Origin of the sequence: Aequorivita todarodis, assembly GCF_028561335.1 — a bacterium.
GTDB lineage: Bacteria > Bacteroidota > Bacteroidia > Flavobacteriales > Flavobacteriaceae > Aequorivita > Aequorivita todarodis.
Window position 1 is genome coordinate 42,637 of the sequence record NZ_JAQQTG010000046.1, and the last position, 21,772, is coordinate 64,408.

The 21,772-nt window shown below is 41.8% G+C and carries 21 protein-coding genes; 9 read left to right on the forward strand and 12 right to left on the reverse strand.

The genetic code is table 11. The features are described from left to right. Nucleotides 1–24 precede the first annotated feature (24 nt). From clpP to POV26_RS12600, 7 genes are all read right to left on the reverse strand, one after another. Entirely contained in the window at nt 25–699 is a 675-nt protein-coding gene (gene clpP / locus POV26_RS12570; RefSeq protein WP_272856823.1) for an ATP-dependent Clp endopeptidase proteolytic subunit ClpP, read from the reverse strand. A 132-nt stretch (nt 700–831) separates the two neighbouring features. Next, entirely contained in the window at nt 832–2,151 is a 1,320-nt protein-coding gene (gene tig, locus POV26_RS12575; RefSeq protein WP_272856824.1) for a trigger factor, read from the reverse strand. A gap of 82 nt (nt 2,152–2,233) precedes the next feature. Continuing rightward, on the reverse strand, nt 2,234–2,578 hold the full coding sequence (locus POV26_RS12580; RefSeq protein ID WP_272856825.1) for a phage holin family protein: 345 nt from the start codon (nt 2,576–2,578) through the stop codon (nt 2,234–2,236). A gap of 100 nt (nt 2,579–2,678) precedes the next feature. Further along, on the reverse strand, nt 2,679–4,253 hold the full coding sequence (locus tag POV26_RS12585; RefSeq protein WP_272856826.1) for an SGNH/GDSL hydrolase family protein: 1,575 nt from the start codon (nt 4,251–4,253) through the stop codon (nt 2,679–2,681). Between the two features lie 17 nt (nt 4,254–4,270). After that, on the reverse strand, nt 4,271–5,521 hold the full coding sequence (locus tag POV26_RS12590) for an OmpP1/FadL family transporter (RefSeq protein ID WP_272856827.1): 1,251 nt from the start codon (nt 5,519–5,521) through the stop codon (nt 4,271–4,273). Between the two features lie 184 nt (nt 5,522–5,705). Further along, complete coding sequence (locus POV26_RS12595) at nt 5,706–6,470, reverse strand: alpha/beta fold hydrolase (protein WP_272856828.1); 765 nt, start codon at nt 6,468–6,470, stop codon at nt 5,706–5,708. Next, nucleotides 6,470–7,183 carry a pyridoxine 5'-phosphate synthase gene (locus POV26_RS12600; RefSeq protein WP_272856829.1) on the reverse strand — a complete coding sequence of 238 codons (714 nt, stop codon included), beginning with the start codon at nt 7,181–7,183 and terminating at the stop codon, nt 6,470–6,472. The genes POV26_RS12595 and POV26_RS12600 overlap by 1 nt, the downstream gene beginning before the upstream one ends. A 133-nt stretch (nt 7,184–7,316) precedes the next feature. Between POV26_RS12600 and POV26_RS12605 the strand changes: the two genes are divergently transcribed. The 8 genes from POV26_RS12605 (at nt 7,317) to murI (ending at nt 15,568) form a co-directional block, all read left to right on the forward strand. Beyond that, nucleotides 7,317–7,973, forward strand: a complete 657-nt coding sequence (locus tag POV26_RS12605) for a CBS domain-containing protein (RefSeq protein ID WP_272856830.1) — start codon at nt 7,317–7,319, stop codon at nt 7,971–7,973. A 54-nt stretch (nt 7,974–8,027) separates the two neighbouring features. Continuing rightward, complete coding sequence (locus POV26_RS12610) at nt 8,028–8,912, forward strand: NAD kinase (protein ID WP_272856831.1); 885 nt, start codon at nt 8,028–8,030, stop codon at nt 8,910–8,912. 181 nt (nt 8,913–9,093) lie between these two features. Beyond that, nucleotides 9,094–9,786 carry a type IX secretion system protein PorG gene (gene porG, locus POV26_RS12615; RefSeq protein ID WP_272856832.1) on the forward strand — a complete coding sequence of 231 codons (693 nt, stop codon included), beginning with the start codon at nt 9,094–9,096 and terminating at the stop codon, nt 9,784–9,786. A gap of 7 nt (nt 9,787–9,793) precedes the next feature. Next, entirely contained in the window at nt 9,794–10,528 is a 735-nt protein-coding gene (locus tag POV26_RS12620) for an isoprenyl transferase (protein ID WP_272856843.1), read from the forward strand. Further along, the gene (locus tag POV26_RS12625; protein ID WP_272856833.1) at nt 10,509–13,109 is read left to right on the forward strand and encodes a BamA/OMP85 family outer membrane protein; all 2,601 of its coding nucleotides are present in this window, start codon (nt 10,509–10,511) and stop codon (nt 13,107–13,109) included. The genes POV26_RS12620 and POV26_RS12625 overlap by 20 nt, the downstream gene beginning before the upstream one ends. A 38-nt stretch (nt 13,110–13,147) precedes the next feature. Continuing rightward, nucleotides 13,148–14,029, forward strand: coding sequence for an OmpH/Skp family outer membrane protein (locus tag POV26_RS12630; protein ID WP_272856834.1), 882 nt, complete (start codon nt 13,148–13,150; stop codon nt 14,027–14,029). Between the two features lie 141 nt (nt 14,030–14,170). Beyond that, nucleotides 14,171–14,680: an OmpH/Skp family outer membrane protein gene (locus POV26_RS12635; RefSeq protein WP_272856835.1), complete on the forward strand. Its 510-nt coding sequence runs from the start codon at nt 14,171–14,173 to the stop codon at nt 14,678–14,680. 96 nt (nt 14,681–14,776) lie between these two features. Next, nucleotides 14,777–15,568, forward strand: coding sequence for a glutamate racemase (murI, locus tag POV26_RS12640; RefSeq protein WP_272856836.1), 792 nt, complete (start codon nt 14,777–14,779; stop codon nt 15,566–15,568). A 33-nt stretch (nt 15,569–15,601) separates the two neighbouring features. On the opposite strand, the gene POV26_RS12645 is transcribed toward murI, so the two are convergent. From POV26_RS12645 to POV26_RS12655, 3 genes are all read right to left on the reverse strand, one after another. Beyond that, nucleotides 15,602–16,111 carry a gamma carbonic anhydrase family protein gene (locus tag POV26_RS12645; RefSeq protein WP_272856837.1) on the reverse strand — a complete coding sequence of 170 codons (510 nt, stop codon included), beginning with the start codon at nt 16,109–16,111 and terminating at the stop codon, nt 15,602–15,604. 146 nt (nt 16,112–16,257) lie between these two features. Then, a complete protein-coding gene (locus tag POV26_RS12650) occupies nt 16,258–16,989 on the reverse strand; it encodes a LytR/AlgR family response regulator transcription factor (protein WP_272856838.1) in 732 nt (243 codons plus the stop codon). Beyond that, complete coding sequence (locus POV26_RS12655) at nt 16,989–19,199, reverse strand: histidine kinase (protein ID WP_272856839.1); 2,211 nt, start codon at nt 19,197–19,199, stop codon at nt 16,989–16,991. The genes POV26_RS12650 and POV26_RS12655 overlap by 1 nt, the downstream gene beginning before the upstream one ends. A gap of 212 nt (nt 19,200–19,411) precedes the next feature. On the opposite strand from POV26_RS12655, the gene POV26_RS12660 reads away from it, so the two are divergent. Continuing rightward, the gene (locus tag POV26_RS12660; protein ID WP_272856840.1) at nt 19,412–20,566 is read left to right on the forward strand and encodes a vWA domain-containing protein; all 1,155 of its coding nucleotides are present in this window, start codon (nt 19,412–19,414) and stop codon (nt 20,564–20,566) included. 73 nt (nt 20,567–20,639) lie between these two features. Here the strand turns inward: POV26_RS12660 and POV26_RS12665 are convergent, their stop codons facing one another. Beyond that, the gene (locus POV26_RS12665) at nt 20,640–21,641 is read right to left on the reverse strand and encodes a PorP/SprF family type IX secretion system membrane protein (RefSeq protein WP_272856841.1); all 1,002 of its coding nucleotides are present in this window, start codon (nt 21,639–21,641) and stop codon (nt 20,640–20,642) included. A gap of 9 nt (nt 21,642–21,650) precedes the next feature. Beyond that, the coding region (locus POV26_RS15395; RefSeq protein WP_419180008.1) for a T9SS type B sorting domain-containing protein at nt 21,651–21,772 on the reverse strand (122 nt) is incomplete at its 5' end.

Sequence of the window (21,772 nt, forward strand, 5' to 3'; positions counted from 1 at the left end):
ATCTTTTTTCAAAAACCCCTTTCTTTAATTTCGGGTCAAAATTTCATCAATCATTCCGTATTCCAAAGCCTTATCGGCTTTCATCCAGTAATCGCGATCACTATCCTCATAAACCTTTTCATAGGTTTGGCCAGAGTGCTTTGCAATTATCTTATAAAGTTCTTCCTTTAGGGTAATTATTTCGCGGGCGGTAATTTCAATATCGCTCGCCTGGCCTTGCGCACCGCCCAGAGGTTGGTGGATCATCACGCGCGAGTGCGTCAACCCGCTGCGTTTTCCTTTTTCGCCAGCACACAAAAGTACGGCTGCCATGGAGGCTGCCATTCCCGTGCAAATGGTTGCCACGTCCGGTTTGATGAATTGCATGGTATCATAAATTCCCAAGCCCGCATACACGCTGCCGCCGGGAGAGTTGATGTATATTTGAATGTCTCGTGAAGCATCGGTACTTGCCAAAAACAATAATTGGGCCTGCACGATGTTTGCCACTTGGTCGTTGATTCCGGTGCCGAGGAAAATGATCCGGTCCATCATCAAACGGGAAAAAACGTCCATTGCCACGGCGTTCATCTGGCGTTCTTCAATAATATTTGGGGTCAAGTTTGTAGGGTACATACTACTTATTATTTTATCGTAGTACATATTGTTGATGCCTTGATCTTTTATAGCAAAGTTTCTGAATTCGTTACTGTAGTTCATAAATGTTTGTCCGTTTTTTTAGAGATACGAAAATGATTTTAGAAAGCCTCAAAAGATTCCCGCCTGCGCGGGAATGAAAAAGGCGTTAAATTAAACAATTCAACGCCTAAAGATAACTATTTCTTCGCTGAATTATGCGTAGGCTTCCTTAATGAATTGATCGTAGGTAACCTCTTTGGTCTTCAATTTTGCGTTTTCCTTAAAGAAATTCAGCAATTTTGCGGTGTTCAATTGCTCGCCCAAACGCTCTACTTCTTCTTTGTTTGAAAGAATACGCGCGGCGATTGACTCCAGCTCCTCTTCCGTAGGATTGGTTTGGCCAAACTGTGCCATCTGCGCTTTTATCATATTTTTTGAATGGTCTTTCAACTCCTCAAAAGTTACTTGCAGATTGTTTTCCGCACGAAGTTTTCCCTCGATCAATTGGTAACGAAGGCCTTTTTCACTCCTTTCGTATTCGGCTTTTGCGTCTTCTTCGGACAGTCTCTTTTCGCCGGTCATTGCAATCCAGCGCTGTAAAAATTCCTTCGGAAGGTCGAATTTTGTGTTTTCAATCAATGAATCAATCACATCGTTCAACAATTTTTGGTCGCTTTGCTGTGCAAATTGTCCTTCGGCATCTTCCTTTATTTTGGCCTTCAATTCCGCTTCGGAAGTAACCACACCTTCCCCGAACAATTTATCGAACAATTCTTGGTTCAATTCGGCCATTTCGCGTTTGTTCACTTCTTCAATTTTGAAGGAAACCTCAATATCCAACCCGTGCGCGTCGTCGTGGGAAACGCCCAAATATTTCTGGTTGTCGTGGTCATCGGCGAACATTCCCTTTGTTTTCAATGTAACCGTATCGCCAACTTTTGCGCCAATTAGGCTTGCAAGCTGTTTTTTACCCGCAATCGCATCTGTGGAAAGCGTGGTTTTCTTTTCAATGTCTTTTTCAGTTGAAGTAAAAGTTCCCGTTATCTCGTCACCCTTTTCCACTTCGTTTTTGGAAATCAGCTTGCCGTATTGCTTGCGGATGGTCTTTACTTGGTTGTTCAGCATTTCATCATCGGCGATGATTTTGTAGTGGACCACTTCCTTGCCCTTTACATCAACTTCGAATTCTGGCGCAAGGCCCAATTCAAACTCAAAGGAATAATCATCTGCATCCCAGTTGATCTCTGTTTCATTCTTCGGAAGTGGGTTGCCCAGCACATCCAGTTTTTCTTCGGTAAGGAATTTGTGGAGTGCCTCTTGCAAAATCTTGTTTACTTCTTCAACCAAAACGGCCTTTCCGTATTGTTTTTTTACCATTCCCATCGGGATATGACCTTTTCTGAAACCTGGAATATTGGCGGTCTTTCTGTAATTGTTCAGCACTTTTTCAACTTTGCTGGAATAATCGTCTTTTGAAACCTCAACCGTAAGCACAGCGTTCAGCTTGTCAATGTCTTTTTTTGTAATGTTCATTTTTTCTCTTCTGAATTTCGGGATGCAAAAGTACGGCTTTTTGCAAAACCCGACAAACATTTACAAACTGTTGTTCAACCAATTATTTATCTTCCGGTAAAAGCGAAAATAGCACGGATTGGAAAAGCGAAAGCAAAAGGCTGAAAAGTAGTGCCCACCAGATAGTCGTTACCATAAAACCGCCGATGAAATAATCTGCCAATAAAATAATAATGGCGTTGATGATTAGCAAGAACAGCCCAAAGGTTACAATAGTAATTGGCAAAGTTAAAATGACCAAGATCGGTTTTACGAACAATCGCAATAGGGCAATGACAATAGCAACGATAATTGCGGAACCATAGCCTTCAACGGCCACGCCGGGGAGTATTTTTGCCAAAACCACTACTGCTATGGCCGTGAGGAGTAATTTGATTATTAGTTTCATAGTTGGAGGTATTACGAAATATATGGATAAGATTTGAGTAAATATAACAAAAAAACCGCCCTCAAGTGAGAGCGGCCCTTACTAAATATATCTTCAAATATTAATTGTTGGTAACCGTTATGGTTCCGTAATTACCAATATGTACCATCGGGATGGTGGCATCATAGGTTTCGTTGATTGCTTTGATTATAAGGTTTGCGGTATAAGCATATCCTCTTGGCGTAGGGTGCACCCCATCCAAAGAAAACGCACCGCCTGTAACGAATTGTGAAGTAAGCACGCCGCCATCATAGGCTACACCACCATTTGCCACTCTTGCCAAAGCGGTTTTTGCATCAACAAATGCCAGTCCTTTTGCACCCGCAAGTGCTTCGATAGTTGCGTTGTAGGATGCAGCAGCTGTGGAAATGGATTGCTGTTCGGCTGGAATCAACACCCATTGGTCCTGCATTGGATAGGTTACGCCATTCACAGATAGTTGGGCGGCCTGTTCTTGGGGCACGCCCATCGCCATTAATTGCGCAAGTCTATCAGTATTTAAAGTCCCTATAACGGACGAACTTGTAAGCACCAACAAATCGGCAGAAGTAGCCTGCCTTGCCTGTCCGTATTGCATGCCAAAAATGGTGGCAGTAGGCACATCAAGACCTCCTCCTATTAAAACCTGGGTAAGCTGTGCTGAAATATCTGCAAGCGATTCATCCTGAACAACCACTGCGCTTGGGCCTGTGAGTGAAAATTGAATAGATCGTTCGGGCACACCTAAATATGCAAAAGCTTGGTTCAACAGAGCGTATTGTGCATTCAAGGCTGGTATTTGCGGGCCAAAATCAGGATTTAATGGGCTTAGCGGCGCAAAGGGAACTGTTGTGAAAAATGGAATGGAAGTTACTTCTGGAATATTAATCAATACCCCTTTGGCCCCATTGGCGGTCAAGGCATCTACCATTTGGCTGTAAACTGAAGCGAATACGTTCGGATCCGTAATGTCATTTGGCCCATAAGATGCTGGGTCCATATTTCCCGTTTGGTCAACTCCAGAGCCGCCAGAGGTTGCATAACTCAAGATATCGTTGTTTCCGATCCAAAGACTGAAAAAAGTTGGGTTTTGAGCCACTGCATCACCTATTACAGAAGCACTTTCGCTACTTGCAAATCTAACAAAATATGGGTTAGCAGCACCTGGAACTCCAGCAATATTACCATACCCCGGCGTTACCAAATGGAAACTTTTTGCACCGGGCACCCCCATATTGTTATATGTACTGGACAGATGATTGGTTATATCGGTAGTTGGATTTCCATCCAAACGAACCGGACCGGGGTTTCCATTGGCATCTACCGCCAGTACAAATCTGTTTTCTGTAATTTGGCTGCCATTTAAAAGCAAGCCACCAATGTTATCGCTCATCAAAGGTTGGTAGAATTCACCGCCACCTGCAAGGGCAAATTGTTGCGCCATAATGTTTGGGTAGCTGTTTTTTTGGCCTGTGATGTAAAGAGCGCCATCAGCATAACCCGCGGTCAGGGAATTTCCAACCGAAACGTATTTGGAAAGGTTTGCCGTGCCGCTACTGTAAAATCCACTATCGGTTACAGGACTGTCAAATTCGGGCTCGCAGCTTACGAAGCCAATGGCCAAAAGCGCGAATGTATATTTAAGTATATTTTTCATCTTTTAGATTTTTTCAATTAGAGTTTATAAGTTAGCCCCAATCCTGGAACGAAAGCATTGGTTTTGTAGGTTCCCTTAAAAGGAACAGCCACACCATTCTCAAAGTAGTAATTGTAAGACGCATCCACTTCCTTAAAGTGTGAATAAAGGAACGAAGCATCAATCTGTAAGTGTTCGCCAAGATTTACGGTAAGGCCAGCCGTAAAGTTGTTGCTATCGTTACGCGGCGTTTCGGGAGCGAAATAACCTTCACGCACGGGAGACTCATCAAAATAATAACCCGCTCTCAAGGTAAACATTTTAGTAGCGTCATATTGCATACCGAAACGATAGATGGAGGCGTTTTTATAATTACGTGCGTTTTTTGAATCTGGAATAGCTTCATTGGCAAAGTCTATATCCAACGATTTATACACATCCCAAAAAGTTCGGTTGAAATCAAACGCGACGGTCCAACTTTCACAGAAATCGTAAGACATACCAACGGTCATTTCCGCAGGTAATGGCAACGAAGCTTTAATGGAAGTATTTTCAAAAGGCGTTAAGGGAGAGTTTGGGATATTTTCAAATTCGGCAGAACCATCTTCGGCATCCAGAATAATTTCGGAACGGTATGTAGCACCTATGTGAAGATTTTCGGTTGGGTTGAACATTGCACTGGCCACCCAGCCCCAGTTGCTAACCCCAGAAGCATCAATGGTAACATTTGCGCGGTTTCCATCAAGATCGGCAAGGGTACGGTTCAGGTTTCTGTTGAAATTTACGGATCCTGTTACGTAGATAGGACCGCCGCCGAAACTCAACTTATCGTTAATTTTAAAAGAAACCGTTGGCTGGAAGTAAATTGCTTTCAGATCAATATTATTTACCAAATGCGAGCCTGCCCAATCATCTTCATACTCTACTGAACTTCCGTAAGGTGTATAAACCCCAAGGCCAAAAGCCAACCAATCTGTGGCTTTATAGGATGCGTAAAAATAGAACGGCGTGCCCATCGGGCTATCGGTTTGGGCATGAGCCCCCGTTTCAGTGTCCTGGTAGGCGATGTTTGAAAATACTCCATGCATACCCGCAGTGACGTTAAATTTATCTTCTAAATAGACCAATCCGGCTGGATTAAAAAACACAAGTTCGCTACTGTTTATAACAGCAACGCCCGTGTGGCCCATCGCCAGGGCCTTATTGCCCTGCAAACTTACGCGGTAACCGCCCGCATAAGTAACCGCGCTCGCAAGTGCAAAAACGGCAAGTACTAATACTTTCTTCATAATTATTATTTCTTTAGAGTTAATTCTGAGGATTAAAAAAGTTAGGAATTATGTTTCGCAAATTTCTTATGCGTGCATAAGAAATCGTTTTACAATATTATAAAAAAATTACAACAATTTAGTCCCTTTTTTTTAATTTTTAAAAGCTATCGAAGCGAATATATCCAATAAAAATCATTTCGTATTATTCCAGAAATTTAAGGCACACTTTATAAAATTCTTCGGGATTTTCGGCATGCAACCAATGCCCTGCATTTGAAATGGTTTTGATTTCTGCCTTTGGGAAATGTTTTTTTATCAAAATCTCGTCCGACGGTTCAATATAACCACTTTTCTCACCGCCCATAAAAAGTGTTTCGCCATTAAAGACAGTATCTTCGGGCAGCGCAACGCCCACTTCTTCAATTTTTTCAGAAAGTACGGGCAGATTTATGCGAAGTGCAAATTCGGTTTTATCTTTTCGGTACAGATTTTTAAGAAGGAAGAGTCGCGTGCCAGCATCCTTTATATATTCTGAAAGCACATCTTCGGCATCTCCACGGGACTTTATTTTTGAAAAATTCAAGGCCGAAAGCGCTTTCAAAATATCCTGATGGTGCGGCGGATAGGCTTTTGGCGCAATATCGGCAACTATTAACTTCGAAACCATTTCGGGATGGTTTACTGCGAATTGCATCGCAACTTTGCCGCCCATGGAATGGCCGAGCAGGATTATTTCCTTTAAACCGTGCTCATCGCAATACTTTTTTAAATCTTCGGACATCGCTCTATAGGAAAAGGTCTCGCTCTGAAAACTGCGGCCGTGGTTGCGCTGGTCCAAAAGATGTACTTCATAACCGTCATCGGCCCAGCGCAGGCCGAGGGTTTTCCAGTTATCGCCCATGCCGAGAAAGCCGTGGAGGATTACGAAAGGTTTGCCGGAGCCTAAAATTTGGGAGTGTAAGACCATTAGCTTAATTTTTTTAAATATTCTGAAATAACCTTCTCCAGCCCATCATAAAGTGCCTCACTAATAAGGGCGTGGCCAATGCTCACCTCCAAAAGATTTGGGATGTTTTCCTTGAAAAACGCAATATTCTCCAAGGAAAGATCGTGGCCTGCGTTGATGCCCAAATTCAGTTTATTTGCGAGAACCGCACATTCCGCATAAGGTTTTATGGCTTCGTTGTTTCCCAAAGCGTATTGCTTTGCAAATTCCTCGGTGTAGAGTTCAATTCTATCGGTTCCCGTTTCGGCGGCACCCTCAACCATTTTCAGGGTTGGATCCACAAATATTGAGGTGCGGATCCCGTTTCGTTTAAATTCAGAAATAATTTCCCTTAAATAATCTTTGTGTTTCACCGTGTCCCAACCCGCGTTGGAAGTGATGGCATCCACGGCATCGGGAACGAGCGTAACCTGAGTAGGTTTTATCTCCAAAACCATTTTCGTGAAATTGTCCATCGGATTGCCCTCTATATTGTATTCCGTAGTAACAATGGCTTTCAGATCATAGGCATCCTGATAGCGAATGTGGCGTTCGTCGGGTCTTGGGTGGATGGTGATGCCCTGTGCGCCAAATTGCTGAATGTCTGCTGCAACCTTTAAAAGATTGGGCACATTGCCGCCGCGCGCGTTGCGCAGCGTGGCTATTTTATTTATGTTTACGCTTAGTTTTGTCATGAAAAAAGTTATCAGTTTTTTTGTGCTCCGATTCCCCCTTCGGGGACTATGGGGCTTTTTTTAACAAAAATACAAACCTTCATAAAGCTAACGAACCTTTATTTTAAGTAATTTGCATTAAAAATCAGTTCCGATGGAAACCCTAAATTATATTATCAACGATATTGAACCGTTTGATATTTCTTCTAAAATAAAGGATGTGCAGACGGTATTCAACCAGCTTACCTATTCGCATGTTCCCGTGGAAAAGGACGGCCATTTTGTAGGTTGTGTTTCTGAAAACGATGCGTATTGCTTTGACAACACCAAAATGCTCAGCGATTTTCAGTATGCCCTGGAGCCCTTTCACGTTCTTGAGGATACCAACTGGCTGGATATTTTGGAAGCCTTTGCCTTAAACAACAGCAATATTATGCCAGTGTTGGGCATGGAGAACGAATATTTGGGGTACTACGAATTGGGCGATATTATGAGTCTTTTCAACAATACGCCTTTTTTGAACGAAACGGGCGGAATTATTGTGGTTGAAAAGGGAATCCAGGATTATTCTTTCAGCGAAGTTTGCCAAATTGTGGAATCTAACGGAACACGGATATTTGGCGTGTTTATTTCAAAAATTGAAAATGACATTGTGCAAGTTACCTTAAAAGTGGGCCATACCGCGCTAAACAGTATTGTTCAAACTTTCCGAAGATATAATTACAACGTAATAAGCCATCACGAAGAGGATAAGTTTTTGGAAGATTTGAAGGAGCGGTCTGAATATTTGGATAAATACCTTAATATTTAGTGTTCAGTAAAAAAGAAATAAAAACATCAGCTTTCAACAAATAGTTTAGTTTAAATGAAAATAGGTATCTACGGCCAGTTTTATCACGAAAATTCTGAAATCTATATTCAGATGTTACTGGATGCGCTTCAGAAGAAAGAGGCCGAAGTGCTTATTGAAGTTAATTTTCTGGGCATCATCAACCAAAATCAGGACATCACAAAAAACTTTTCCGGCTTTTCAACTTTCACTGAATTGGATTCCAGTTTTGATCTTTTTTTCAGCATTGGCGGAGATGGAACCATATTGAAAGCCGTAACTTTTGTAAGGAATTTGGGCATTCCGATTGTTGGTATAAACACGGGAAGGCTTGGCTTTTTGGCGACCATTCAAAAGGAAGGAATGACCGAGAGCCTGAACCAGATTCTGGAAGGCGAATATTCCATCTCGGAAAGAAGCCTGCTCACCGTAGAAACTTTTCCGAAGAGCAAAGAAATCCAACCCCTAAATTTCGCCTTAAACGAAGTTGCGGTAAACAGACGGAACACAACCTCCATGATAAAGGTGGAAACACTTGTCAACGAAAAATACCTTACCTCCTATTGGTCCGACGGATTAATTGTTGCAACACCCACAGGCTCCACTGGATATTCCCTAAGCTGTGGCGGACCGGTGATAGATCCAGAGGCCAACAATATTTTACTCACCCCTATTGCGCCCCACAACCTTAACGCAAGGCCTTTGGTACTGCCCGATTCCAGTGTTGTGTCGTTAAAGGTTTCCGGCAGGGAAAACTCCTTTTTGCTTTCCATGGATTCACGCATTGCCACTTTGGAAAACGAAACAAGCATTATTATCAAGAAAGCGCCATTTACCATCAAATTATTGCAACTTCACGATGACAGCTTCATTAAAACCCTACGCAAAAAACTTTTGTGGGGCGAGGACAAGCGGAATTAATGCCCCTAACCTGCCGCGGCGGGGGAAAATCATCCCGACGGCTTTACCATATGTGCTTGAATGTTTAAAACCTTTGGGACAAACAATAAATTCAACCAAAATTTGTTAATCAACAGAGACAAATTGGCTTCCAATAATGTCAAGCCAAGTTTATTGTTATATTTGCAAACTTTTAAAGTATATGAAGTATTTCGCTACGGTATTTTTAATACTCTCAACTGTGTTTTTTGCGCATTCCCAAACCTACGAAGTAGGCGGAATGATTGGCGGCGCCAACTATATTGGCGATGTTGGGAGCACCAACTACATCAACCCGAATAGTTTTGCAGTGGGAGGCATCTTTAAGTGGAACCGCAGCGCACGGCATGCATTTAGAGGCTCGATTATGGTCGCGAAAATAAAGGGCGACGACTCAAAAAGCTCCAACAATAGAAGAAAAGAGCGTGGCTATTCGTTTGAAAACACCGTAAAGGAATTATCAATTGGCATAGAATACACCTTTTGGGATTTTGATGTCCATGCCCAGAAATCCATTTCTACCCCTTACTTATATACGGGTCTTACAGGCTTTACCTATACCGCACTCTATAAAAGAGGGACCGGAAAAATAACAGAGTATGATAATGCCGCAAGCATTGCCATACCCATGGTCATAGGCTACAAAGCAACCATCAGCCAAAATGCCATGATAGGTTTTGAAATTGGCGCCCGCTATACCTTTACGGATGATCTGGACGGCAGCAACCCCGTAAAAGGACTGGCAGATGCTGAAAACCTTAAATTTGGGAATACAAATAGCGACGATTGGTACGTATTTACTGGAATAACTGTTACTTTTGCCTTCGGAAGAAAACCTTGTTATTGTAACTTTTAAATTGAAGATGGACCAAATAGACAAAGACAAATTGCCACAGCACCTTGCCATAATTATGGACGGCAATGGGCGTTGGGCAAAACAGAAAGGTCTTTTTCGTTACATTGGCCATGAAAACGGCACCAAAGCCGTCCGTGAAATTGTAGAAGGAAGCGCAGAAATAGGGATCCCGTTTTTAACGCTTTACGCCTTTTCAACCGAAAACTGGAACCGCCCAAAAATGGAGGTAGAGCTGTTGATGAAGCTTTTGGTCACTTCCCTCAAAAAAGAGATAAAAACCCTTTCCGACAACGACATAAAACTAAACGCCATCGGCAATCTGGACGCCTTGCCCAAAAAGGCACACAGGGAATTGCTGGATGTGATGGATAAAACAAAGGATAACAAGCGGATGACCCTTACCCTCGCGCTCAGTTACGGTTCCAGGGAAGAAATTACAAAAACAATAAAAGAGATTAGTCTTAAAGTTAAAAATAACCTAATTTCGCCGCATGATATTGATGAAACGGTAATAAATAATCATCTTTACACGCAAAATTTACCAGATGTAGATTTATTGATCCGCACCAGTGGAGAACAGCGTATCAGCAATTTTCTGCTTTGGCAAATTGCATATGCCGAACTGTATTTTACTGAAACGCTTTGGCCGGATTATACTAAAAACCATCTTTTTGAAGCAATTTTAAATTATCAAAACAGAGAAAGAAGATTTGGAAAAACCAGTGAACAACTTAATCAATAGTTCCCTATTGCATACATACAGAAAATCTTATTGTATTTTAGTATTTACAATACTTTCCGTTTTTACACTACAGGCGCAGCAAAAAGAACTTGACAGCGGTAAAAAATACACCATAAACAACATCACCGTTTCTGGAGCGCAAAGCTTTAACGAACTGACCGTAATTGCTTTTACGGGCCTTAAAAAAGGTGACCGCCTTTACATTCCCGGTGAAAAACTCAGCCAAGTAACCAAAAAGCTTTGGGAACAGGGCCTCTTTAGCGATATTGCTTTTTATGTTACCAACATTGATGGCGATAATGTAGATTTGGAACTTCACATTGTAGAATTGCCAAAACTACACGAGGTAGTAATAAAAGGCAAGGGCATGCGCAAGGCCAAGCAAAAGGAAATTATTAAAGACAACGACCTTAAAGCTGGAACCAAAATAACGAAAAACCTTATTAATACCACTAAAAATTATATTACAAACAAATACAAAAAAGAAGGTTTTTACAATACCGCTGTAACCATCAGCACTCCTGCCGTCACAGATTCAACAGGCACGGAAATTTCAAAAGACATGATTATCTCTGTTGACCGGGGAAAACGTGTTAAGGTAAAAAAGATCAACTTTGAAGGAAATGAGCATTTTACCGATGGTAAATTGCGACGTTCCATGAAAAAGACAAAACGCAAAAACTTTGTCCGTATTTGGAAACGTTCAAAATACACCGAAGAAGGCTTTGAGGAAGACAAAGAATCAATTCTTAAAAAATACAAAGCAAACGGATACCGCGATGCCAGAATAATCAGCGATACACTTAGGGTGCTCGACAAGAAAAACATAGCCTTGGACATAAAACTTGAAGAAGGCGACAAATATTACTTTGGCGATATTAAATTTATCGGAAACAGCGTTTTTACAGATAACCAATTGCGCCAGATTTTGGGAATAAAAAAAGGCGAGGTCTATAATGGTGTCTTGCTGCAGGAGCGTATTCAGGACGATTCGGCTCCAGACGCAGAAGACATGACCAATCTATACCAAAACAACGGTTACCTTGCCGCCCGTATAAACCCTGTGGAAGTAGCCATTCGCAACGACACCATAGATTTTGAAATCAGGATCATGGAGCGCAGCCTGTTCTACTTTGACCACGTTACGGTAGTAGGAAACGACCGCACCAACGACCACGTTATTTATAGAGAATTAAGAACACGTCCCGATCAGAAATACAGCAAACGCGATGTTATTCGAACCATCCGTGAATTAGGCCAGTTGGGTTTCTTTGATCCAGAGCAACTTACGCCGAACTTTAAAAAAGTAGATGAAAACAACGGCCTTGTTGACTTGGAATATTCCGTAGTCGAAAAAGGTTCCAGCCAGATAGAGCTTCAGGGAGGTTATGGCGGTGGCGGCTTTGTGGGAACATTGGGCCTTTCGTTCAACAACTTTTCGCTTCGCAATCTCTTCAACCTGAAAGCATATAAGCCTTTGCCAATGGGCGATGGGCAAAAGCTATCCCTTAGAGCGCAAGCAAGTAGTTACTATCAAACCTATAGTCTGTCCCTTACCGAACCTTGGTTGGGAGGTAAAAAGCCCGTGCAGTTATCCACGTCTTTTTCGCATACCATCCAGAATTTTTATGACTACAATAACAGGCGGGCGGACAAATCTCGAAGTTTTACCATAACAGGCGGTTCCGTAGGTCTTGCCAAAAAAGTGAAATGGCCTGATGATTATTTTGTTTGGTCCAACGCCATCAGCTTCCAACACTATAATTTGAATAATTATAACACAGGTCTATTTACCTTTGGCGATGGTTATTCAAACAACTTGGCATATACCATCGGCATCAGCCGAAACAATACCGCCACCAACCCCATTTACCCTACCCAAGGTTCCGATTTTAGTATTACGGCCAAATTGACCTTGCCCTATTCGTCATTTAACAATGTAGATTACAAGGCGCTATCCCAGGAAAGGGATCAACTTGAAGGTGTTCCAAGGGATAATCCAAATTATGTAGATGCCAGCAAACGGATTTCTGAAATTGACCAAGAGCGTTTTAAATGGCTAGAGTATTATAAAATCAAATTCAAGGGCACTTGGTACACCCGTCTTTACGAAAAATTAGTGCTTCGTACCAATACCGAACTCGGATTTTTGGGAGCCTACAACAAAGACCGCGGCGTTCCACCATTCGAACGATTTTTTGTGGGTGGCGATGGCCTAGGGGCTTATAGTTTGGACGGCCGCGAGGTAATTCAATTAAGAGGTTACCCCAACCAATCCTTATCTGATGTTGACGGAAATACGATTTATGACAAATTTTCGTTAGAGGTAAGATATCCTGTTACCCTTGCACAGATGGCATCCATCTATGTACTTGGTTTTGCGGAGGGTGGAGCATCCTTTGATGGATTCAAGGACTACAATCCTTTTGAACTAAAACGTTCCGCTGGCGCAGGATTGCGTATATTTATGCCCGCATTTGGATTGCTCGGAATTGATTTTGGATATGGATTTGACCCTATTTTGGGCGGAACAGAACCAAACGGATGGCAAACCCACTTTATCATTGGACAACAATTTTAAAACTGGCACGATATTTTCTTAAACAACAACCAAATAATATGAAGACAAAAAAAATACTCTTTTTCACCCTTGCCCTTTTTTGCTTCACCTTCATGGCAGAAGCACAAAGAGGCGTTAGAATAGGATATATTGATATGGAATATATCCTAGAAAGTGTTCCCGAATACAAAGAGGCTTCCATTCAGTTAGAAGGGAAGGTGCAACGCTGGAAACAGGACATTGAGAAAAAACAAAAGGAAATTGATCAAATGAAATTGAACCTGGCAAATGAACGGGTCCTATTGACAAAAGAATTGATCGATGAGCGTGAAGAGGAAATAAAAATCAAGGAAGACGAAATGCTTAAATATCAGCAGGACCGTTTTGGCCCCAATGGCGATTTGATGATACAGCGCAGACAATTGGTTCAGCCCATACAAGACCAGGTTTTCAATATTGTTCAGGAAATTGCGGAAAACAAAAAGTATGATTTCATCTTTGATAAATCTGCAGATGTTGTAATGCTTTTTGCAGCTAAAAGAAACGATATCAGCGATTTGGTGCTACGCAGCATTGAGCGCGCCGGCAGAAGGGTGCAAGCCGCAGACAAAAAAGAAAAACGTGAAATAGAGCAACGTGAAAAACTTTCACTTGAAGAAGAAGGGGCAGTTACCGAAAGAGAAAAGGCAATTCAAGAAAAGCAAGAAGAACGCGAAAAAATAGTTGAAGCCAAAAAAACCGAGCGCGAAGAAATGATGGCCCAACGCCAAAAAGAACGCGACTCTATTCGCGCCGTTAAGAAAGCAGAGTTTGAAGAACGCAGACAACGCTTGATTGAGGAAAGAGAGCGAAGGAGAGATTCCATTATGAATGCCCGCCAAAACAAAAACAATCCCCCAAGCGGTGGAGATGAAGGCGAGGGTGGTGAAAATGGTCAGTAGTCAGTAGTCAGTAGTCAGTAGTCAGTAGTCAGTAGTCAGTAGTCAGTAGTCAGTAGTCAGTAGTCAAAAAAATAACTTAATAACTTAATAATCAATTACTTTTTTAAAACAAAATAACACTTAAAATTAAATACACTTACAATGAAAAAAATGAAAACGTTATTAGTTGCAATTGCACTTTTCGTGGGAGCTACAAGTTTTGTGAATGCCCAATCAAAAATTGCACATATCAATGCACAAGAGTTAATTGAAGCTATGCCAGAATACAAAGCAGCGCAGAGCCAATTGGAGAAAGTGCAAAAAACGTACGACACCGAAATCAAGGCAATGGCCAAGGAACTTGAGACCAAAATGAAGCAGTATGATGCTGAAGCCACTACCAAGACCGACGAGGAAAACCAAAAAAGATTCCAAGAAGTTCAAGGCATGCAAGACAACATTCAGGCATACCGTCAGCAGGCCCTTCAGGATCTTGACAAGAAAAGAACGGACATTTTCAAGCCAATCCTTGAAAAGGCCCAATCTACCATCCAAAAGGTGGCCAAAGCCCAAGGCTATCAGTATGTACTGGATTCAACCGTGGGGAGTGGCGTAATCCTTGCCGATGGAAAAGACCTTATGGCCGATGTTAAAAAAGAATTGGGAATGTAATTCTTTTTAAGACTGATAAAATTTTAAAAAACTGTCCGCTACTAACGGGCAGTTTTTTTATGCCCAAATTTTGAAGTAATTGGCTATTTTTACGCTATGGATAAAAATAGTCCCATAGGTGTTTTTGATTCGGGCGTTGGCGGCTCCTCCATTTGGCAGGAAATCCACAAATTGCTTCCGTTGGAAAATAGCATCTATCTCGCCGATAGCAAAAATGCGCCCTACGGAAATAAGTCTTCCGAAGAAATCACCGAACTCAGTATCAAAAATGTTGAAAAATTGCTGGGGCTGGATTGCAAAATAATTGTTGTGGCCTGCAATACGGCAACCACGAACGCCATCTCAACCCTTCGAGAAAATTACGACATTCCCATTATAGGCATTGAACCGGCCATTAAACCGGCAGCACTGCAAACCACTTCAAAAAGCATCGGGATCTTGGCCACCAAAGGCACGCTAAGCAGTGCACTTTTCAGCAGAACGGCAAGAGAATTCACAAAAGACATAAGCGTGGTTGAAATTATTGGCGAAGGCCTTGTGCCGCTCATAGAAGCAGGAAAACTAGACAGCCCCGAAATGATTTCGCTATTGAAAAAACACACCAAACCGATGATTGACGCAAATGTTGATTACGTGGTTTTAGGCTGCAGCCACTATCCGTACATCATTCCGCAGTTAAAAAAAATACTTCCCAAAAATGTGAAAATTATCGATTCCGGGGAAGCGGTTGCCAGACAGACAAAAACCGTTTTGCAAAGCCTGAATTTGCTTCGTATAGAGAATACCAAACCCAGGCTTCGGTTTTTCACGAATGCTGACACTGATACGCTGAAATTTCTTTTAAAAGATTATTCTGAAATAATTTCGGTGGAGAAAAGTGATTTCTAATAACGCAACCATCTACCGTTTAAAGGCTACCACCTATTTAAACCACGAAGCATACATCACGTAATTATTCGCGATCCGTTCAATTTCGCCTGTGGTCAATTCGGGACTTATTTCCTTAATTTTTTTGGCGGGAATGCCTGCATAAATGCTTCCGCTTTCTACCCTCGTATTTTTTGAAACTACTGCGCCCGCCGCAATTATTGGGTTACTTTCCACCACACAGTCATCCATAACGATGCTTCCCATCCCGATCAAAACATTATCGTGGATCGTGCAACCATGGACGATGGCATTGTGCCCAATAGAAACATTATTGCCTATTGTAGTGGGCGAAGTTTTATAGGTTGCGTGAATTACGGCTCCATCCTGCACGTTCACTTTATTCCCCATTTTGATGAAATGCACATCACCGCGAATGACCGCATTGAACCAAACGCTGCATGCGTTGCCCATCACTACATCACCAACAATCGTAGCGTTTTCAGCAATAAAACAGTCATCTGGAATCTGTGGGTGTTTTCCGTTAACGGGTTTAATTATCATTGTAAAATCTTTTAGTCTGTGCCCCTACCCCTAAAGGGGAGAACGCTGGTTTCCGCCTCGGCGGGTCTTGGGGTATTCAGTAGTTAATTTTTTTTCAAGGTAACATTCCATTATTCCCCCTTTAGGGGGTCAGGGGGGCAAAGGGCCTATCCAAAATAGGCCAACAACTCCTTCTTACGCGAAGGGCTCACCATAATTTCCTTTCCGCTGGAAAGCACTACGCTTCCGCCCTTTCCTTTTTTGTATTCAGTGATCTCGTTCACATTCACCAAATAAGATTTATGGACTCTTGCAAAACCATTTTCCGAAAGCGAATCCTCAAAATATTTTAGGGTCTTGCTTACCAAACGCTTTCCTTTCTTCAAAAAAATCTGCGTGTAATTATCATCGGCTTGGCAATACAATATGTCCTCTAATTGCAGGACTTCAAAGCCATTTTGCAAAGGAATTGTCATCTTTCCTACAACCTGCGTTTGCAACGGCTTTAAAATTGAATTCTGAAGCCTATTTTCTTTTGTCTTTATTTCCGAAACATAATCCACAGCCTCAATTAACTTATCAATGGATATCGGTTTCAACAAATAATAGGAAGCATGGGCATTCAGTGCATCGATTGCATAATGATTGTAGGCGGTAACAAAAACAGTTTCAAATTGGCGGTCGCCTACTTGATCGAGCAAGTCAAAAGCATTTCCGTAAGGCATTTCCACATCGAGAAAGACCAAATCCAAATCGTTATTTCGTATTAAAATTAGAGCTTCATCAACATTGGCGGCCTCGCCTTTCAAGACGATATTTGGGCAGTATTTTCCCAAATAATTTCGCAGGATTTCGCGGCTTGTTTCTTCGTCCTCAACAATTATTGCGTTTAGTTTCATCAGTCTTTCTTTAAAATAAGTTCCACTTTGGTCCCTTCGTTGCCCCCATGGCTGCTGGGGTCAAAAACATTGTCCACTTTCACATCTACTTTGTCTTTGTACATTTGGTTGAGAATGGCGATCCGCTTTTGGGTGTTTCCCATTCCTTTCGATTTTTGCTTCTTTTGGTTTTCGGTTTTGAATTCCTTGGATTTTGAGCGACCAATACCATCATCAATAATTGAAATTTTTATAGTCTCGGAATCTATTCGCTCGAAATTAATTTCCAGCAAACCTTTCTCCTCTTTGTACCGAAGTCCGTGCCAAACGGCATTTTCAACATAAGGTTGAAGCAACATCGGCGGGATTGCAAATTCATTTAGCTTTATGTTTTCGTCAACCGTTATTTTATAATCGAATTTATCCTTAAATCTGAAATGTTCCAACTTCACATAAAGCTCCAACAATTCTATTTCTTTTTCCAGCGGGATGAAATCCTCTTCGCTGTTTTCCAAAACCGAACGCATCAACAGTGAAAAATCGGTCAAATATTTGTTTGCGGTACGTTCATCATTTACGGCAATAAAGCTGTTCACAGAGTTCAAAGCGTTAAAAATAAAATGTGGGTTCATCTGCGACCGGAGCGATTTCAGCGCCAAAATATTGTTTGCGAACTTTTGCTGTTTCACGTTTTTGTACTGTGTGTAAGCCGCAAAAACAAGCAGCAGCACAATAACGGCCAATGAAATGATAACCCATTTTTGGATCCGGTTGTTCGTTTCAGTCAATTCCTGGTTTTCAAAGGCTAGCTTATAGCGGCTTTCATTCAGTTTCCGGTCATTTTCAAGGCTGGCAATCCGGTTTTGTTTTTGTGTAATTTCTTTGCTGAAACGCGCTGCTTGGCTTATTTCCTGTTCCTTTTTTACGTAAAGCTCGTCAACGACCTCTACATAACGCTGGTAGCTTTCGGTTGCCTTGTCAAACTCGCCGATGTCCCGATAGATCTCGGAAAGTTTGCGGACAGCGTCCTTTTGGACAATCAAATCTTCCTTTTTGTCGGCCTCCGCAATACTTCTTTCGAGGTACGGAATGGCCTGCTTATATTTTTCCTGGGCCACAAAAGCATTCGCTATTTTATAGTTTTGGCGTTGTGGCGTTAGGGCTTCGTCTTCAAGGGCAGAGGCCTTTCCCATAGTGTTCAGTTCTTCCAAAGTTTCCTCGCGAAGTTGGATTTCCTTTTCGTATTCGCGGTTTTGGTTGTAAAAATCCGCCACTTTGTTCTTTTCCGAAACTGCGCGTTGTTTGTTTTCTTTTTTTGCAAGTTTCAGTGAATTGTCAAAATACTCTTCGGCTTCGTTCAAAGCACCGCTCTGGGCATAGGCCTCGCCAATTTTGGAATTTAAGTTCGTGATTTTTGGCGTAATTTTATTCTCCTTGGCCGCATCCAATGCTTTTTGATAGTTGAAAACACTTTTCACGCCATCGCCGATTGCTTTATAGGTATCGCCCAATCCTTCGTAAACTTCCACTTTTTGGTATGCCGAAAGATTGTCCTTCAACAATTTTTGAAAGGTTGAAATACTTTCCTGATAGTTTTTGTTCTGCGCAAAGGCCTTCGCCAACTTGATTGAAACATCCGTACTGGCATTGTTTTGGATACTCTGCTTATAATTATCTACGGCCAAATCTGGTTGGTTCCAAAAAAGGTTGATGTCGCCCAAGGTTTCAAAAGCAAGGCTGTTCTCTTTCCTTGAAATGCTTTTGCCGCGCTTCGGCTCCAGTGCTTTAGTAACGTATTCAATACTTTTTTGCGCGTCCTTTTTCAGAAAGAATTTTGCCGAGTCCAGATAAACATTGAAACCTGCCTGCTCATTAGTTTTGGAACTTTTGGAAACAAGGGGCGCAGCCGCAGTTTTGGCTTTTTCGACCCGTACGGTTATAAAGTCATCCTTTTTAATTGTATGATACACCGTTACGAAATCATCGCTTTTTATAACAAGTTCGTCTCCTATTTTTGCCGAGATCACAAACCTGCCCTGCCCATTTGTGGTTGTGTATTGCCCCCCTAAAATCTCAACGTTCACTTTTGCGATGGGCATGTTTGTTTCGCCATCAACCACTTCCCCCTTCAGCATAAAGGATCTATTCTCCAAAGACCGCTTTCCCTGCGAAAAGCCTTCGGCAGAAGAAAAAATGGCAAGAGCCAAGAAAAGATAGACCAGTTTTTTCATTTTGTCTTTAAAACGGTAAACATACGCACTTTGGCACAATGGTTAAAATTACATTTTTCTGAAATAGCTTTCACGAATGCCAAAAAAGAATACTTCCCTCATCCAAACATGCTTTTCACTAATTCACAGAAACAGTTTCCTAATAGTAGGTTTTTTTCGAAAAAAGTTCGCCTTAGGTTTATACCGTTGAAAATCATTTAAAAATCACAATTATGAAAAAGTTACAGATCATCTTAATGTTGGCAGCTTTTACGCTGACGATTTCCTGCAAAGCGGACACTAAGAAAACCGACAAGCAATTATTGGCAACTTTAGAAGCCCCTTCCCCAAAAAAAGACCACTATATAAAAGTGGCTCTTTTGCTGGACACCAGCAACAGTATGGACGGCTTGATAGACCAAGCCAAGGCGCAACTCTGGGAAATCGTAAACGAGCTGAGCTATGCCAAATGCCGCAACGACCGCCCAAAACTTCAAATAGCTTTATATGAATACGGAAATGACAATTTGAGTTCACGCGACAATTACATCCGGAAGATTTTGAGCTTCACGGAAGATTTGGACGATGTTTCCAAAGAACTTTTTTCACTTACCACAAACGGCGGAAGCGAATACTGCGGTGCGGTAATCCAGGAATCCTTGGACAAACTGGATTGGGGCAATGAAGACGACGATTTGAAAATGGTTTTTATTGCGGGCAACGAACCCTTTGACCAAGGTGGAACCAACTATAAAGATGCCGCTGCAAATGCCAAGGAAAACGGGGTAGTAGTAAATACCATTTTCTGTGGCGACTACCGCCACGGAATTGACAGTTATTGGAAAGATGGCGCCCAACGTACCTATGGCGACTATATGGCCATAAACCAAAACCAACAAACTGTTTATGTGCCTTCACCGTATGATGACATTATCATTCAATTGAATGCAAAATTGAACAAAACGTATGTTCCCTACGGAAGTGCCGGAAGCCACAAAAGACGCATACAGCAAGAGCAGGATGAAAATGCGGCGGAATACAGCAAAGCGAATGCCGTTAGCAGAACGGTTTCCAAAGGAAGCCATCTATACACCAACAGCACTTGGGATTTGGTAGATGCCGAAAAAGAAGCAGATTTCAGTTATGACAGGTTGAAAAAAGACGAATTGCCACAAGAACTGAAAGGAAAGACGACTTCCGAAATAAAAAAATATCTTGAAGCAAAACGTTCCGAAAGAGAAGCAATCCAAAAAGAAATCATGCAGCTCAATGAACAACGCCGAAAGTACATTGCAGAAAATACGAAAGAAACCAGCAACGGTTTAGAAAACGCGATGGTTCAAGCCATAAAAAAGCAAGCGGAAAAGAAAAACTATACTTGGGAATAGTACTTTTTAATCATAAAAAATGCCTTATACTTTTAAAAGCGTAAGGCATTTTTTCTTTTTCAAAAACAAAAAATTAGTTGATCGCAGGACAGTTACAGTCATACGGCTCTGGTCTTCCACCCAAAAAGTCATAGCCCAGAGTAATTTGGTGGTAGGAACCGCCATCAAATCTAACATTTCCTGTTTGATAGGTATATGTGTAAGCAAACATAAAGTTCTTGAAATTAATACCCAGGATTGGAGAAAAATATTGGGGTTTTTGACCCTTTACTTCACTACCGTTCAGATAATCGGCGCCATCAAAACCTCTTCTGTAGGACAATCCGCCCCACAATTGACCGAAGTCCATTTCTCTATAGGCTTTAAAATTTACATCAATTGCCTGTTCACCAGTTCCCTCGCTCCATTGAAAAAGGAAAGAAGGCTCATAGCTCCAATATGCTCCGTATTTGCCAATGGCATATCCAGCAGACAGCAAATATTTCCGCTGATTGTTGGATTCATACTTTTCCGTATAAATAGATCTATTCTGAAAAATGATATTCTTTACAGTGAAATGTCCCGAAAAATTCAAGAAGTTATAGGATAAACCTGCGTCCACATTAAAATAGGAAGTACTTTGAACAATTCCGGCAATTACCGGATCGTAATCATCCAGAGGAAATTTGGTTTCGTCAAGCCTTTGCTGCGTCAATCCAGCGCTCAGACCAAATGATAATTGGTTAAGGTCAGCTTCACTTCTTGAAAACATAAGATGGTGGGCATAGGTAACATACCCTCCTGTTTGCGAATGATAGCCATTTTTATCATTATAAAAAATAGCGCCCACACCAGATTGCTCTCCCAGTCGTGCATTAAAGCTGAGTGTCTGTAAGTTTGGCGCTTCATCCTGGTCAAACCATTGCTGACGTGCAGTTAAACGCAACTGATTGTGCGTTGCGGCACCTGCCATCGACGGGTGCAATAAATATAAATTATCAGCTAGATATTCTGAATATATTGGTATGCCGTCTTGAGAAAATCCGTAAAGCGATGATATCAAAAGTAGGATTAGGGGAATTTGTTTGATGTTCATAATTTCTATTTATCGTTTTAGGGTAAAATGTCCTTTGAATTCCTTTGCGCTGCCGTCCTCGGTGTACTCCACGCGGAACCAGTAGTCGCTCGATGGCAGCGGGCTGCCGTTATAGGTGCCGTCCCATCCGG